Annotated in this window: 19 protein-coding genes; 11 read left to right on the top strand and 8 right to left on the bottom strand. The window is 38.4% G+C overall.

What is annotated here, in order from left to right; translation table 11 throughout:
• Positions 1-21: 21 nt before the first annotated feature.
• Genes ACJZU6_RS08815 through ACJZU6_RS08795 form a run of 5 tightly spaced genes read right to left on the bottom strand, consistent with a single transcriptional unit; the run spans position 22 to position 3,103 of the window.
• The gene (locus ACJZU6_RS08815; RefSeq protein WP_408900105.1) at positions 22-609 is read right to left on the bottom strand and encodes a hypothetical protein; all 588 of its coding nucleotides are present in this window, start codon (positions 607-609) and stop codon (positions 22-24) included.
• Positions 606-1,331, bottom strand: coding sequence for an ATP-binding protein (locus ACJZU6_RS08810; RefSeq protein WP_408900104.1), 726 nt, complete (start codon positions 1,329-1,331; stop codon positions 606-608). The genes ACJZU6_RS08815 and ACJZU6_RS08810 overlap by 4 nt, the downstream gene beginning before the upstream one ends.
• Positions 1,328-2,206 carry a hypothetical protein gene (locus tag ACJZU6_RS08805; protein ID WP_408900103.1) on the bottom strand — a complete coding sequence of 293 codons (879 nt, stop codon included), beginning with the start codon at positions 2,204-2,206 and terminating at the stop codon, positions 1,328-1,330. Before ACJZU6_RS08805 ends, ACJZU6_RS08810 begins: the two co-directional genes overlap by 4 nt.
• 47 nt (positions 2,207-2,253) lie before the next feature.
• The gene (locus ACJZU6_RS08800; RefSeq protein ID WP_408900102.1) at positions 2,254-2,823 is read right to left on the bottom strand and encodes a toxin YdaT family protein; all 570 of its coding nucleotides are present in this window, start codon (positions 2,821-2,823) and stop codon (positions 2,254-2,256) included.
• 52 nt (positions 2,824-2,875) lie between these two features.
• Positions 2,876-3,103, bottom strand: coding sequence for a helix-turn-helix transcriptional regulator (locus ACJZU6_RS08795; protein ID WP_060999130.1), 228 nt, complete (start codon positions 3,101-3,103; stop codon positions 2,876-2,878).
• A gap of 101 nt (positions 3,104-3,204) precedes the next feature.
• Between ACJZU6_RS08795 and ACJZU6_RS08790 the strand changes: the two genes are divergently transcribed.
• From ACJZU6_RS08790 to ACJZU6_RS08770, 5 genes are all read left to right on the top strand, one after another.
• Positions 3,205-3,873, top strand: coding sequence for a LexA family transcriptional regulator (locus ACJZU6_RS08790; protein ID WP_060999132.1), 669 nt, complete (start codon positions 3,205-3,207; stop codon positions 3,871-3,873).
• Between the two features lie 165 nt (positions 3,874-4,038).
• A complete protein-coding gene (locus ACJZU6_RS08785; RefSeq protein ID WP_408900101.1) occupies positions 4,039-4,239 on the top strand; it encodes a hypothetical protein in 201 nt (66 codons plus the stop codon).
• 13 nt (positions 4,240-4,252) lie between these two features.
• Positions 4,253-4,636, top strand: coding sequence for a hypothetical protein (locus ACJZU6_RS08780; protein WP_408900100.1), 384 nt, complete (start codon positions 4,253-4,255; stop codon positions 4,634-4,636).
• 10 nt (positions 4,637-4,646) lie between these two features.
• Positions 4,647-4,988: an AlpA family transcriptional regulator gene (locus ACJZU6_RS08775; protein WP_082968126.1), complete on the top strand. Its 342-nt coding sequence runs from the start codon at positions 4,647-4,649 to the stop codon at positions 4,986-4,988.
• Positions 4,989-5,170: 182 nt separating this feature from the next.
• Complete coding sequence (locus tag ACJZU6_RS08770; protein ID WP_408900099.1) at positions 5,171-6,535, top strand: class I SAM-dependent methyltransferase; 1,365 nt, start codon at positions 5,171-5,173, stop codon at positions 6,533-6,535.
• A 66-nt stretch (positions 6,536-6,601) separates the two neighbouring features.
• On the opposite strand, the gene ACJZU6_RS08765 is transcribed toward ACJZU6_RS08770, so the two are convergent.
• The 3 genes from ACJZU6_RS08765 to ACJZU6_RS08755 form a co-directional block, all read right to left on the bottom strand.
• Entirely contained in the window at positions 6,602-7,423 is an 822-nt protein-coding gene (locus ACJZU6_RS08765) for a restriction endonuclease (RefSeq protein WP_408900098.1), read from the bottom strand.
• Between the two features lie 443 nt (positions 7,424-7,866).
• The gene (locus ACJZU6_RS08760) at positions 7,867-8,484 is read right to left on the bottom strand and encodes an HNH endonuclease (protein WP_408900097.1); all 618 of its coding nucleotides are present in this window, start codon (positions 8,482-8,484) and stop codon (positions 7,867-7,869) included.
• Positions 8,485-8,827: 343 nt separating this feature from the next.
• A complete protein-coding gene (locus ACJZU6_RS08755) occupies positions 8,828-9,991 on the bottom strand; it encodes a tyrosine-type recombinase/integrase (protein ID WP_408900096.1) in 1,164 nt (387 codons plus the stop codon).
• Between the two features lie 179 nt (positions 9,992-10,170).
• Here ACJZU6_RS08755 and sbcB point away from each other — a divergent pair, with 179 nt between their 5' ends.
• The 6 genes from sbcB to ACJZU6_RS08725 all read left to right on the top strand — a co-directional run bounded on the left by sbcB (position 10,171) and on the right by ACJZU6_RS08725 (position 15,539).
• Positions 10,171-11,592, top strand: coding sequence for an exodeoxyribonuclease I (gene sbcB, locus ACJZU6_RS08750; protein ID WP_408900095.1), 1,422 nt, complete (start codon positions 10,171-10,173; stop codon positions 11,590-11,592).
• A gap of 165 nt (positions 11,593-11,757) precedes the next feature.
• Positions 11,758-12,279 (top strand): hypothetical protein, encoded by a 522-nt coding sequence (locus ACJZU6_RS08745; RefSeq protein ID WP_408900094.1) that lies wholly within the window; start codon positions 11,758-11,760, stop codon positions 12,277-12,279.
• 121 nt (positions 12,280-12,400) lie between these two features.
• Entirely contained in the window at positions 12,401-12,745 is a 345-nt protein-coding gene (locus ACJZU6_RS08740) for a CidA/LrgA family protein (protein WP_327762885.1), read from the top strand.
• A complete protein-coding gene (locus tag ACJZU6_RS08735) occupies positions 12,742-13,428 on the top strand; it encodes a CidB/LrgB family autolysis modulator (RefSeq protein WP_080157535.1) in 687 nt (228 codons plus the stop codon). The genes ACJZU6_RS08740 and ACJZU6_RS08735 overlap by 4 nt, the downstream gene beginning before the upstream one ends.
• 215 nt (positions 13,429-13,643) lie before the next feature.
• Positions 13,644-14,531, top strand: coding sequence for a cytidine deaminase (gene cdd / locus ACJZU6_RS08730; RefSeq protein ID WP_408900093.1), 888 nt, complete (start codon positions 13,644-13,646; stop codon positions 14,529-14,531).
• Positions 14,532-14,663: 132 nt separating this feature from the next.
• Positions 14,664-15,539: a DMT family transporter gene (locus ACJZU6_RS08725; RefSeq protein ID WP_408900092.1), complete on the top strand. Its 876-nt coding sequence runs from the start codon at positions 14,664-14,666 to the stop codon at positions 15,537-15,539.
• Positions 15,540-15,663 lie beyond the last annotated feature (124 nt).

Raw genomic sequence — 15,663 nt, 5'->3', positions numbered from 1 at the left:
TAAAATAAACAAACTACCGCTTTATATTCCTATTTCCTCTTTTTCAAGTTCTACCTGCTCTTCCATCGTCATCATTGCAATAGCTCTATTTTCTACTAACCAAACCACCAACTGATTCAACACTACGTTATAACGCTTAAATCGACTATAAGTCACTGGCAGAACTTGTGCGAAATAGGCAAAACGCGTTTCTTGAGTCCATACAATACGCCCCGCTTTACAACATTGGCATTTACAACGATTACGGTTCTTATCCACCACAATCGCACTACCATTACACTCTGGACATACTTGGCCATTCTGTTGAGTCGCTTCAGCAATCGCGGTCGTACATAACGCTGTTAACGCCTTTTCAGGGTAAACCCCACGCCAATCTTCCATTAAGCGTAATGTTTCGCCCCTGGTCGCTATTTGCAGCTGTTTAAGTGCATGAACATCTCTTAGCCCTTCAACAAACAGTACCAACCACCCTACTGGCGATTCATGCCAACATAACCCAACTACCGCCAATTGTTCTTCTGCAGACAATAACGCTTTACCACCACCAGACTGAGGATCATAGTTGATACCTTTAATCGCAAATTTACTCAACAGGGTTTCGATTCTCATGCTGGTTGTGTTCCTTTGTTAATTCTAAAACTTGACCAATTAAACGTTACCCACTTACCGTCTTCCATAATGCGGTCGACAGCTGCGCGGCCTAAGGTTGTTATAAGTTCATCACTCTGAAGGTTGGTAATCACCCCTGTTGGTTTTTCTAGGGTATAACGTTCATCAATGATGCGGTTTATCATTACTCGCTCGTTATTGCTGTTGTGCTGAACGCCCAATTCATCTATCACCAGCAAATCGACATTACTCAGAAAACGAATCAGTGCTGTTTCACTGGTTGCTGAGTCTTGGCGATAAGTATCACGAAATTTAAGCATCAATTCGGCAACGGTGATCACTACCACTGATCGGCGTTGCTGAAGTGCTTGATTGGCAATCGCACACGCTAAGTGGTTTTTACCTGTTCCTGATGTACCCGCAAAGATGAAACCACCACACGCACGCTCATTCAGTAAATTATCGACAAACATTTTTGATTCATTGAACGCATGTTGCTGACCCGCATTCTGAATCACGAAGTTATCAAAGCTACAGTGTTGGTGACGCTTTTTGATACCTGAGCGCCCTAATGCTTTTGATACTCGTGTTTGTTGGTTTTGCTCATAAAGATTCTTAGCGACCACATCGGCTTCACGCTGACGGATGGCTTGCATTTGCTCGTAAGTGTATGGCTTCACATGGGCTGGCATGGTTTGCGCTAAACGTTGCATGATGTTCATCGATAATCCTCCGGTGGACCATATTTGCCATCGCTGGCACCCATTCGTTGTGTGGCTGAGATTTGTTTGTTAGTACGCTCTGCTGCCCACTTGTTGGCATTGCGCATGCCGTTACGCCAAGCAGCTACCCAATCTAAATATTTACAATCACGGGCTTTCATCGCATCCGCCCACTGACAGGTTGCTGCTTGTGCATCCAGTGTAAAACCTTGTGCTGAGTACCACTGCTGCATCGACTCGGTGATGGTGAAATCATCTGCCAGTTCGGTTTTCAATTTACGCTGAACACGAACAGGCTTGGTGTTACGCTCCTGTGGTGCTGGTTGTGGTTGCTCAGTGATTTGAGAATCTTGATAAGCATCCTCGCAAGGGACTACAGGGTTATTGATCTGTTTTATCGGATCTGTATTGGATCTGTTAATGGATTCGGTAATTTTCCCGTTTCCTAGGTTTCGGTGAGATCCCCGAATGGATTCGGTAATATTCCCGTTTCCATTCGGTAAATTTACCGAATCGGAATGTTGACTAAAAAAGATGATTTCCATTAGCTTTGATTCATTGAATTTGTAGTGCACTGTCGGTACACCATTTGCCTTCTTACGGGCTGTTTCTAGGCAATCATTTAAGCGTGTTTTTAGCTTCTTCAATGCATAACGAACTTGGTCGACAGAGAAGCCTAATTCATCCGCCAATTGCTCATGACGCTTATAGAACCAACCATCTGTTCTGGTTGTACGTCCTGACCAAAACACTAACTGAGACAGCACTGCAGCTTGGTTTAAATCACCGTTACAAAAACGAATGTAAACACGCGGAATACTGATATTGGCTTCGTTACCTGATAGCTCGCGTATTGCGTTAAATAACCCTGACATACCGCCCCCGTACCTGTATTGATGTAATATTGATAACTTGATAACACTTATTCATGGCTGCCAACCTTGTGGTTTTTAGCGGCCATTAAGGTTTCTAAATAACCCAGTAAAGGTTTATGAGATCCTTCACTTTCTTGTACTTCACGGTAAGCAGCACGAAGCTGTTCTACGGTGGCGTTATCAGGTAGCAACAATAACGATGACAATGCTTCGGATGATTCTTTGTTAAACATCGCTAGTAGCTGATCACGTTTAGGTGTTTCACTCCCCGTTCCTATTACTGCTACGGAAAACCCAAGTGGATTTAAAAACGCATTAAGTGCATCAGAAGCTCGTTGTTTAGGTAAGGCAACCAAAATAGCCGGTAACAAATCCATCATGGTGGCTTTGGCTTCAATACTGGTTCGTTCTAAATAACGAAAAAAGTTTTGTTGGTTGTTCTTATCATCAGCCCCTACCGGTTTAAGCAATTGCTTTCGTTGGGCATCAACTTCAAACGGTAAATCCATATTGTGATATTGACGGGCAACTTTTTGAGCAATGAACTCTTTACTGACTTCAGTACGCCATCCCTCTACAGCGTTACGCATAACGCTTTTTAGGCTCTGAATTGACATGCGGGTTTTCCTTAACTGTATAAATAACCAGAAGATGGACAATCATCTATAATCAGATTGTTTCGTTACTATTTTGTTTAGGGTTAGGAAATACTTGCTCAAAGGTGCAATTTGCACCTAACTCATTGAGTGCATTCACGATCATCCAACAGGTTTTGAGGTTGGGTTTTCTAATTGATGCTTCAAAATTAGAGATTCGAGATGGACCACTATCTAATTTTCCAGCGAGTTCTGCTTGAGAAATATTAAGCAGTTTCCGTTGCTGTGCGATTTGATTCATTAAAGCTCCTTGGTTACCGTCAAGATACACATTTCGTGAATTATTATCAACTCAAAAATCACAAATTGTGTGTTGTTTAATTTTACGCTTCGTGATATTTTATGAATATGGATAAAAAGACTGAAGTAGGACTGCGTTTAAAGCAGCTCCGTATAAAACAAGGCATTAGCCAAAAAGACCTAGCCGAACTTTGTGGTTGGGGACCTTCGCGTATCAGTAACTATGAGTCTGGATTAAGAAGTATTAATTTAGATGATGCTGACATGTTGGCTAAACATTTAAGCATTAAGCCCTATCAGATTTTATTTGATGATGATGAGCTAACCAGTTTTGCCAATGTCACCACTATTGATATCCAACCGAACTATCAAAAATCATTCCCTGTTTTAAGTTCAATTCAAGCTGGTGCATGGACAGAAGCATGTGAGCCTTACTTGAAAGATGAAATAAGCGAATGGTACGGTACGACTGAGCGCACAAGCCCTAATTGTTTCTGGCTTCGTGTTCATGGTGATTCAATGACATCATCAAGTGGTATCAGTTTTCCAGAAGAAACACTGGTTCTTGTTGATGCCGAACGAGAAGCCCAAAACGGTTCATTGGTTGTAGCTAAATTAACTGATGTGAATGAAGCCACGTTCAAAAAATTAGTTATCGATGCAGGCCAACGATTCTTAAAACCGCTAAACCCTCAATACCCGACTTTACCCATTAACGGTAATTGCAAAATTATCGGGGTTGTTATTGATGCCAAACTAAAACTGTTTTGATCAGTAACACATAAACATGAACCGCCTTCCTGGCGGTTTTTTTATGCCTAAATTTTAATTTCACGATTTGTGTTGACATGGTAAACACGTTTTGTGTATCTTTGTGTTACACAAAACGTGAATTAAATACTTATCATAGCTTCATAATACAAGGATGAATGACCAATGTGTTCTCATTTCGATACTGCTCAAGGGGCAGTAAAACTCATGAAATCACGTAATAGTGATTGGCAAGAATGTTGGGAACTGTTGATCATTCCAAATCCAACAACTGGTTGGGGTGTCTCAAAATCTTATCCACTTGAAACCAACATCACCCAAGAACTTGTCGAGCAATTTGCTCATGAAGCTATTCACTTTCTATAACGTATCTCGACTTATGACTACCAATGATAAAAAACGTGAACAAGCACGTAAACGCGCCCAACGTTTGAGAGATAAACGCAAAACCAATGGCGTGACCAGTTTCCCTCTTCCATTAAATAATATGGAGATCGAACGGCTAAATGAGATCTGTAAATTCTTCTCTTATCCCAATACACCTTGTGATAACGCTGAAGCATTACAACTAATGATCCATCATATTTATGGTGAGATGGAACAAATCAAACAATCACTAGGTACTTGCCAACATTGTGGTGAGTCATTACCGGAAGGATGTGCAAAATTAAAGGCAGGAGGCTTATTTAAAGGTGATGCCCGTTGCTGGCACACCATAAATCGGGTTCGTCTTTCTAATTTTGTTAGTACAATATGCGAATAAGGAATCAAACATGTTCGATTACAACAGCTACCCTACTGTAAACATCTCATATACCACAGAAAACAGCTTAAACGTGACACCGTCACACTATAAAAGTAAACAGGAAAAGCAACTACCTGATTCACCGCCACCAGCAAAAACTTATGCTGAACTTAATGAGCAATCAACACATCTTTTAATTAGTCACGTTGAAGTTTTAGAGATGTTTCAAATAACAAGTCGAGCAACTATTTATAAGTGGCGACAAACACGCGGCTTCCCTGAACCAATTACATTGATGCCATTACGTTGGTTACGTTCTGCTGTTGAAGAATGGAAAGATAATACCAGTCGGTTTGGAAAGCGGTTTTAGATGCAGAGCGATCTTGGTGAAAGATCGCTTTGTTATTTATTACTGTTTAGATTAACTAATAATTATTTCAAATAAAGTCGCTATTAATCTTATTACATTTAACAAGACAGTTTTTATATTTCGATTTAATACATATAGTTATGATATTCTATTAAAAGGAATATTATTAAAAGCATAACTAGATGAAAAATAAAACTAATACACAAACACCACCTATAACAATAACATCAAAAGAATGTAATATTATTTTAAATAGTAGTTCTTCTCATCAAACTCAATCTCAACCAGTAATCTATTATGCTACACTTGATGTGAAAAATAGTAAGGCAACGCCTCTAGAATCTACAAATTTTCAATTATCCGATATTACAGTGATAGTAGGTGCCTTTTCTCTTGTCTTTGCTATTTGGAAGCATTCATCAGATAAAAAAAATGCTCGTACAAAAGCAGAAATAGATAAAATTCAAGAAAGAATAAGAACATTGTACGGCCCACTGAAAGAGCTTAGAGAAGAATCAAAAATGTTGTATGACATATTTGCTGTAGAGCTTAAAGACTCTTATTTTAAATCCAATGGCGAACATTTCAGAACACTAACTTATTTGCGTGAAAATAAAATCACAACACTTAAGCCCTATGACCAAGAAATACTCAAACAAATAGTTGATATTTCAAGGAAAAACATCACATTTATTGAAGATAATGGATGGGCCATAGATTCTTCAGCTTTATCTACCCTATTAGGAAATTTGTGTGCTCATTTTAGAACAATGGAAATTGCAGCTGAAGATAAAATGTTAGGTGCTTCTGATAAGCTTAAAGATATTGTATTTCCTTTAGAGACAGATGGTGCTATTGATAATGAGATAAAAAAAGCTCAAGCTCAAATTAATAATCTTCAACAAAAGGAGTTTACCTTCACTTACTGGTTAAAGAAAATGGTTAAGACAATGACTAAATGTAAAACAATTGAATACTACAATAAAAATGCAGATGCATATTATATGGCAACAAATAATATCGATATGTCAGAAAGCTACAAAATTTTCAGAGAATACTTACCAAGAGGTGCTCGAATTTTAGATGCCGGATGTGGAGTAGGAAGAGATACTCGCTTTTTCATCTCAAAAGGCTATAAAGTACAATCATTCGATAAATCCCAAAGAATGTGTGAGATTACCCGTAAATATCCTTTCGCTTATTGCGAGCAAATGTCATTTTTAGACGTCGATTTCTATGAAGAGTTTGATGCCATATGGGCTAATGCTTCGTTACTTCATGTCCCACAAAAACATTTAACAGAAGCTTTAACACGTTTAGTTCGATCTCTAAAAATTAATGGTTTTTTATTTGCGTCCTTTAAAACTCAAGATAATTATCAGAAAAAAGATCAACGTGAATTTTTCTTTTATACAAAGGATTGTCTAGAGAAAATAATTATAGATAATAGACTAAACCTAAAATTAATTAAGTCATGGAAATCATATAAAGATAATGACTTATCAAAAGAGTGTTTTGAGTCATATATTTGGAAACGTATTAATTAATATTCATTAGTATGACAAAGCCGGTATAAATTCCGGCTTAAAAAATAATATAGATATCCAGATAAACTAATCATCAGTAAAATAATCAGAATCAATTCTAAATGTTGAATATTTTTTTACAGTTGATATTCCAACATCATGCGTAAGCATTAAATCACACAATTCATCTCCGTTGATTAATACAATACTTTTCTGTTGTTTTTCTATATATATCTTAGCTGTTTTTGAAAAAACTGATGTTGTTATAAAAACACCTTTTTGAACATTATCCATAGCACCAACAAAACGCTGTAGATCTGGTCTTCCTATTGTTTTATCAGTATATCTTTTCGCTTGGATATATATTTTTCCTAACCCCAATTTATCTTCTTTAATAACACCATCGATCCCACCATCACCAGACGAACCTTTGACAATACCAGCTCCAGGAAAATTTCCTCCGTATCCCATAGCTAAAAGCAAATCAACAACTAATCGCTCAAAAAAAGCAGGGTCGGATAATAATATTTGTTCTAGCAATAAATTTTTAATATTTGTTCTATGTTCTAAATACGCATCTTGAAGCTTTTCTTCAGGTAACTTATCACTGAATAATTGAGCATGAGTATCTTTAGACGGTACTTTGTTACTCAAGTCTTTGTTTGTTAAAATAAAATACTTAGTGACTTTTCCATTCTTACTATCTATAACAAAATGCTTTGCTGGACTTGCTGAAGGGAAATCTAAACCATAACAATGTTTGCGTAGTTTACTATTTACAATTGCCTCTGGGTTTTTTGCTCCAAATTCATACAACTTACGATTAATAATCTCATTATAAATCTCTTTATACGTTAAAGGGATTTTCACAGCCAAAAGAACGCTTTTAATCGCTTCAACAATCGTCACACTACTTCCCTTTTATTTAAATAAAAAATCATACTACTATATTTAGTACAACCTATTTCAATCACGCTCAGTGTAACAAGTTGAAATTATTATATAACAGTGAATTAGAATAAAAAACTTTTACCTTTAAGGATAGTTACCTTCTGATATGACTTAACAATTTAATATTATATCATTTCAAATAATAAATTTAGCTTCTCAGCATACTACTCATATCTCCGTTGGTTTGGAAAGCAGTTTTAGAAGCAAAGTGATCTCGGTGATAGATCGTTTTTCTGTCTATATGGGTAGGCCTTAAAAAACCATAAAAATACCCTTATTTATTAAGGTAGTACACAAGATACAACAATCCAAACCAAACTCATTACGTCTTCAATATAAATATTAAGCTTAAACTGAAAATGTCAAACGTTGAGAATCATTTCTAAATTATTGTTATACGTTTATTCACGTTTTAACCTAGCAATAGAGTAATATAAACTTTCTATTTTCACACTATTACGATCACTCATATGAAGCTCTCTATGACAATTCGGGCATATTGCGACGCAGTTTTGAATAGTGTCACTCCCACCTTGTGATAAATACTTCACATGATGTACTTCAAGAAACCAACTTCCATCTGACAACTGAAAGGGCCCTCTTTTTAAGCATGATTCACAAGTACCTTCAGCATATGACAACACCCAATCACGAACTTTTCGAGAACGATGATAAACCGTTGTTTCTAAAGTGCCTAACCTTGGATTCAAATTACCTTCTGGCAGTTTCTCTTTTTGAGAGTGGTCACTGTCATCATATAATGTATAAGTATCAGACAATAAAAAATATACGTTTTTTCTATCCTTGTTTTTTTCAACACCGAAAAGCTTCAAAAAATCACCAGACGACTCATTATAACCCTGAGTATGTTTCCTTAAAGTTCTAGCTACTGCACCTTTCGGGTTTACCGCACCAAAATGATAAAGTTCCCATTTGACAATGTTGTCATATATTTCTTCTACTGTAAGAGGGGCGTTTATAGATAGAAGTACATCTGCTATTGCTTCTACAATCTTCATTCATATCTTCTCCTATCAGCTAAAAGTATATGATGCTGCATTAGGATATGAGCACGACCTTTAGCCTTTAAGTTCATTAACCATTGAAATATAGATTATCATCCCCAACATCTTAGATAGCAACTATAAACATAAATTAGGTAACTATATGAATGCGAAATTATTATTTTCAGGTTTTGGCATTTTAGTTAGCGTATTCTACATACTCTCTCGATTGCATTTTTTATAAAAAAATAGCACCAAACTAAAAAGCAATACTTAGGAAAGGTCTTTTGACTAGGAGCATTTATGTATTAGTAGCCATAACCAACACGGCTTAAATAAAATGAATCATCAACCAAACCTACTTCAAATAACTATCCAGCTTCTCAGCATACAGCTCGTACCCTTCTAGCTGGTCTTTCAACCAATCGTGTTTGTTATAAACCGCTAATACCCCACCCAATTCATGGCCAAGCATCTTCTCTACTACATGCGGCATTACCCCTAGTTCTGATGCACCGGTAGATAATGAGCGTCTAAAATCATGAGTACGCCAATCTTCAATCGGTAAACTATCTCTAATACGTCGAATATAACGGTTCGCAGCTGAAATGGTTATCGGCTTATCAAGATCGCCACCAGGGAAAAGCACATCATCATAAGTAGCCATTACTCGTTCTAATATCGCCCTTGCTTTAGTAGGTATTGGACGTCTTATTGGCGTATTGGTTTTACTGAGTTCTTTCGGCACCGTCCATATACCCGCTTCCATATCAAAGTGGCTCCGACGCGCAAGGCGCAACTCAGAAAGACGACTCCCCCACAGCATGGTTAGTTGATGCAACGCCTTATTGGATGAGCTGGCGCGGCTGCGTTCGATAGCCAACCAAATCATGCTGAGTTCTGAAAACGTTGGTACTCGAGTACCAACTTCTGGTGCTTTACCTACATGTTGTCTTTTAATTCGGTCTAAGTCTGTTTTTTCAATAATGAACTTACTCTTACAGAAGTTTAAACAGGCTCTTAGCTTGGTAAATAGTGAATTAGCAGTTTTGGGTTTATCAAGGCTAATAGTATCTAACCATTGCATCCACTCTCTGGCTGGTATCGTTTCAACATTACGTTCAGGGAACGCACCAATAAGATAATTCTTAGCAAAAGAGCGATAAAGTGCCTGAGTACCCGCTTTTAATTGAGGGACATAATGTTTAAGCCAGTACGCGACACAATCATCTAAAGTGATAAATTCAAGCTCACCCGTTATAGCAATGTTGGGATTTCGACCAGATTCTCTCAATTCCATCATTAATTTATGCTTTCGCCTTGCCTCTTTAAGGCTAGTTACGGGATACTTACCTATACGAATTCTTAGGCTTTTTTTATTAAAGCGGCAACGGTAATGAAAATAGATTTTAGCTTGAGGTGTTATGCGGACAACGAGCCCTTCACCATCACTAATTTCAGCTTTACCGTCATAAGTGTCTTGCTTTGATATAAGATTAAGTTGTCGGTCTGTCAGGCTCATTACGCTATTCCTTTAAATTAGGACACAGGCTCGGATTTTAGGACACGCATTCGGACATTAATGCAAATCCCACGCTGAATTCAATTGGAATTAACTACTGTATATACACACAGTATATCACGAAAAGCCATAGTTATAACAATTACTTAATACAACACACATGGCTTCTGGAAAATACTATGAACAAGAAAAACGAGCCAACACTATACTGGATTGATTACGAAACCTTTGGTGCCAGTCCAGCGAATGATCGCCCTTGCCAGTTTGCAGGGGTGCGTACCGATATGGAGATGAACATCATCGGTGAGCCTTTGGTGATCTATTGTAAGCCACCAGCCGATTACCTACCTTCACCTGAAGCCTGTTTGATTACAGGTATTACACCACAAGAGGCAATGGAGAAGGGTTTATCAGAGCCTGAGTTTATTGCGCAAATTCATGCTGAGCTATCAAAGCCAAATACCTGTGTCATTGGTTATAACAATGTGCGCTTTGATGATGAAGTGACCCGTTATACGTTATACCGTAACTTTTATGACCCTTATGGCTGGGCGTGGCAAAATGGTAACTCTCGTTGGGATTTACTCGATATCATGCGTACTTGTTATGCATTGCGCCCTGATGGCATTAACTGGCCGACAGATGATGAAGGTCGTCCGAGCTTTAAGCTTGAGAAACTCTCTATCGCCAATGGTATCGAACACGCGAATGCCCATGATGCCATGGCTGATGTGTACGCCACGATTGAGCTGGCGAAGATTTTAAAGCACAACCAACCTAAGCTGTTTGATTACCTGTTTGAGTTGCGTCATAAGCGTAAATTACAAGATCTGATTGATATTGTTGATCTCACCCCTATTGTGCATGTATCGGGTATGTTCGGTACTGAATGTGGCAATACCAGTTGGATCGTACCGATGGCGTGGCATCCCGATAATAAAAATGCGGTGATCTGCGTTAACCTTGCCCAAGATCCAACCCCATTAATTGAGCTTGATGCTGATCAACTGCGTGAGCGTTTATACACTAAGCGTATCGATCTTGGTCCTGATGAGTTACCCGTCCCGATTAAAGAAGTGCATTTAAACAAGTGTCCTGTGCTTGCCCCTGCCAAAACATTAAAAGCAGAAGATGCAGCGCGACTCGGTATTGATCGTGAGTTATGCCTTAAAAATTTGGCGTTATTAAAGCAGCACCCTGAAATACGGGCTAAATTGCTGGAAATGTTCAGTGTTAAACGTGAATACGCCAATAGTGATAACGTTGATACCATGCTTTACGATGGTTTCTTCTCCACCGCTGATCGCTCAACGATGGATATTATTCGTGAAACAGAGGTTGAGTCACTGGCTACATTGGAAATCAATGTTGAAGATGAGCGTATTAAACCGCTGTTGTTCCGCTATCGTGCGCGTAACTACCCATTAACACTCACCTATCAAGAACAACAACGTTGGAAGCATCATTGCCAAGATTTCTTTGAAGAGAACATGACCAAATACATGGAGAACTTTGAAGCAGCGGCGCTCGATTGTCAGTCAAATGAGCACAAAATGAAGATCATGAAATCACTATATGACTATATTAGTAAATTGATGTAATTCATAGTGTTACATATTTAAAAATACAATAAGCTCATCACAGGAATCTTGTGATGGGCTTTTTTATTATTAATGAGATCTGTTATTTGATGATTATCGTAATTCCGTCAACACTTAATGCTATCGAGTGAGGTTGTGTTCGAAGGGCTTACAAGTAGGTGGATAATGACAACGAAAACGGCAATAAAATGCTATCGCTTTGAAGGTATTGATTTTATTCCTGAAGATAGGCTACTTCGATGGCATGATAATCAACAAACTTTGTTAACTAATGACGAATCCCGTTTTTTAGCCTCTCTTTGCCATCTTGCGGGAGAAGTTGTCAGTATTGAATCGGTCTATCGTTATACCTTCACCTACCCCAATGCATACGAGGATAGCGGAGATCATCATTATGATCTCAATATTCTATTATTATCACTGTCTAAAAAATTACTTCGCAATGGCAAAATGGCGATACCTATCTATATTATCCCTAGTTATGGCTTTCGCGTGTCATTACCCAATACCGCAGCAGTGCGTAATGAAACACCTGTATTAAAAAAAGCACCGTCATGGTCAAACATTACAAAAAAGCACACAATAAAACCGTTCCCTTTGGGAATAAAGACTAATTACGCAACTATTTGCACCTTAATAATCATTACATTTACACTACTGCTTGGTGGGTACATTTTGACAATATAGCAACATTAATGCTTGTTTTATCAACAGAAACCAATATAGTTCATTAACCGCCATTAATTAGTGTGACAATTATCATGTTTATTTGTATGATGATTGGAAATATTTAAGAGTCATACCACCCATGAATTATATACGCTCATTTGCTATCGTCATGATCTGTTTCTTTTTAGGACAAGGCATTCAGCACTGGTCTGGATTACCGGTTCCTGGCAGTATCATCGGCTTATTTATTCTTTTTATTGCTCTTGTCACTGGCATTTGTCGTGCAGAGTGGGTTGAAAGTACCTGTAATTTATTAATTAAACACATGGCATTGTTATTTGTACCTGTTGGTGTTGGTTTAATGAATTATTTAGGTGTCATTGAAAATAACGCAGCGATCATTTTTGCAAGTACCCTTGGCAGCACCATTATTGTATTAATTGTTATTGGCCTAGCGGTACACCATAAGGAGAAACAGTCATGATTTGGTTGGTGGCAACCTTAGTCTGCTTTTATGTTGCACGTTATTTAGCAATGAAAATTAAAAATCCTTTTTTCAACCCTCTTTTAATCACGCTTATTGTTATGATTTTGGCCTTAAAATGGTTGGAAGTGCCTTATCAGACCTATTTTGCACAAAATGAAGTGATTAACTATTTATTGGGTCCTGCGGTTGTTGCATTAGCTTTCCCGCTATATCAACAAATTGGGCTTATTCGCAGTAAGTGGAAAACCATTTTAACCTCTTGTTTTGTCGGTAGCGTGTTATCAATGACCTTTGGTACTGCGATTGCTTTTTCAATGGGTGCGGATGCTCAACTTGCAGCAAGTATTTTACCTAAATCTATCACTACCCCTCTTGCAATGGCGGCTTCTCAGCAAATTGGAGGGATTCCTGCGATTACCTCTGCAATGGTGATTATTGTGGGGTTATTTGGTGCGGTATTAGGTTATCCGATCATGAAATTATTCCGCGTGAAACATCCACTAGCAAAAGGCTTGTCAATTGGTACGGTGTCACATGCATTAGGTACAGCAAAAGCCGTAGAAGAAAACTATCAAGAAGGTGCATTTAGTTCTTTAGCTTTGGTTATTTGCGGCATTATGACCACCTTATTAGCCCCACTGATGTTTCCTCTACTATTACGTATTTTTGGACATGCTTGATCAGCAATAGCACAATTGAGCACAAAGCATACAAAACGGTCAATTTTTACTAAGTCATTGAAATGTTGTATGCTTTGTTACAGAAACAAGTGTGACGCCACTCTCAGTAATGTAATAGGTGTAATGGCAAAACCAACAGTGTGATCAAGATCACTTCTAACTCATTGTGATTCACATAGAATGTTTTGCCATAAACAATGAAGGAGTAACACCCAATGTACGCACGTGTTATAAAAGCATTAAGCTTATTACCTGCTGAATTGGCGTCAGCTTTAAAGCCTATTATCGAAGATTCAAATTTCGACTCAACGATCAGTCCTGAGCAATTCGAATGTTTATTATCAACAACGCACATGACTGATACTGAACTTCGCTTGGCCCTCCTTCCTCTTGCTGCTTCCTATGCTGTAGTCCCTATTTCTAATTTCTATGTTGGTGCAATTGTACGTGGCACATCTGGCCGCTTATATTTTGGTGCTAATATGGAATTTGAAAACGCAAGCATGGCTTGTACTATTCATGCTGAACAATCTGCCATTAGCCATGCATGGATCAAGGGCGAAGTGGGCATTAAAGATGTCACTATTAACTACAGTCCTTGTGGTCACTGTCGTCAGTTTATGAATGAATTAACATCAGCGAACGACATGATGATTCAACTGCCACAACGCGAACCAATGACACTGCAACAATATTTACCTGATTCATTCGGCCCGCTAGATTTAGGGGTTAAAGATGGTCTATTAAGTGATTTTGATAATGGCATTCGCATTGAAGAAGGTTCAGAGCTTGCGATTAGCGCCTGTAATGCCGCTAACCGTTCTCATGCTCCTTACTCAAAGAACTTCAGTGGTGTTGCATTAAAAGCACAAGATGGCCGTATCTTTGAAGGTATGTATGCAGAAAATGCAGCCTTCAACCCAAGCTTACCTCCTCTGCAAGTTGCATTAATTAATATGAATATGTCTAACTATTCATTGTCTGAAATTGCAGAAGCGGCACTGGTAGAAAGTGCAGAAAGTAAAATTAGTCAACTTGCACGTACACAAGCATTATTAGAAGCACTGAATCCTGATATTCAACTAACATATGTTGCTTATTAAGTCGGTAATTGATTTGAATATTCGAAAAAGACCGCCTCACTGGCGGTTTTTTATTATCTAAACTTGATCAATGTTGGCTATCAAACATCAAAAGCGTATTATCTCGCCACCTATTATTAGAAGCCAATGACAATGTCTCAAACACACAATCCTTTGAAAGGAGCAGCATGGATGCTCACGGCTGGGCTCGCGTTTGCTATCGTAAACAGTTTAGCTCAGTACCTTAGTATCAAACTGCATGTTCCTTCCACGTCTGTTGCGTTGATCCAATACTTTATTGCATTAATCGCTATGTTTCCTTGGCTACGTACATTAGGTATTCGTCAATCGCTTAAAACCAACCACTTTTGGTTACACTGCTTACGGGTGTTTTTTGCGGTTATCGGTATCCAGTTATGGCTATGGGCATTAGCCTACCCTGTCCCTATTTGGCAAGGTATTGCGCTACTAATGATTTCCCCACTATTTGCAACAATCGGTTCAGGGCTCATTCTAAAAGAAACTGTCGGTAAAGCGCGTTGGTTGGCAACATTAGGCGGTTTTGTTGGTGCCATGATTATTCTTGAGCCATGGTCTGAAGATTTTAACATCGCGACATTATTGCCTGTAGGTGCGGCTTTTTTCTGGGCGGCTTATTCATTGATGGTGAAGAAACAATCTAGCCATGAATCACCAACCACGATTGTGATGTACCTGCTCATTCTAATGACACCGTTCAATCTTATTTTAGCTGCGCCTGACTTTACGATGCCAACAGTGAGTTTTAGCTGGTGGTTATTAATTATTGCGGGCTTATTGACAGGCTTAGCACAATGGGCAATCGCTAAAGCCTATGCCGTAGCTGATGCTTCTTTTGTACAACCTTTTGATCACGCAAAATTACCTTTAAACGTATTAGGTGGATGGTTAGTCTTTGGTTGGACACCACCCGGGCGATTATGGCTTGGCGCTGGAATTATTATTCTTTCAGTTGCTTTTATTACCCACTGGGAAAATCGCAAAAAATAATCATTTAAACCGCTTATGATAAGCGGTTTTTTTTCGCTTTCCGTTCTTCAATTATGAGATTCCTATCAAACACCCACCAAAAGCAAACGATTGCGCAAACATCAAAATAAGGTATGATTAACGG

It is taken from the genome of Photobacterium piscicola (assembly GCF_046058925.1).
Taxonomy (GTDB): domain Bacteria; phylum Pseudomonadota; class Gammaproteobacteria; order Enterobacterales; family Vibrionaceae; genus Photobacterium; species Photobacterium piscicola.
Note: the sequence above shows the minus strand (reverse complement) of the source record. Positions and strands in the feature narration are given on the sequence as shown.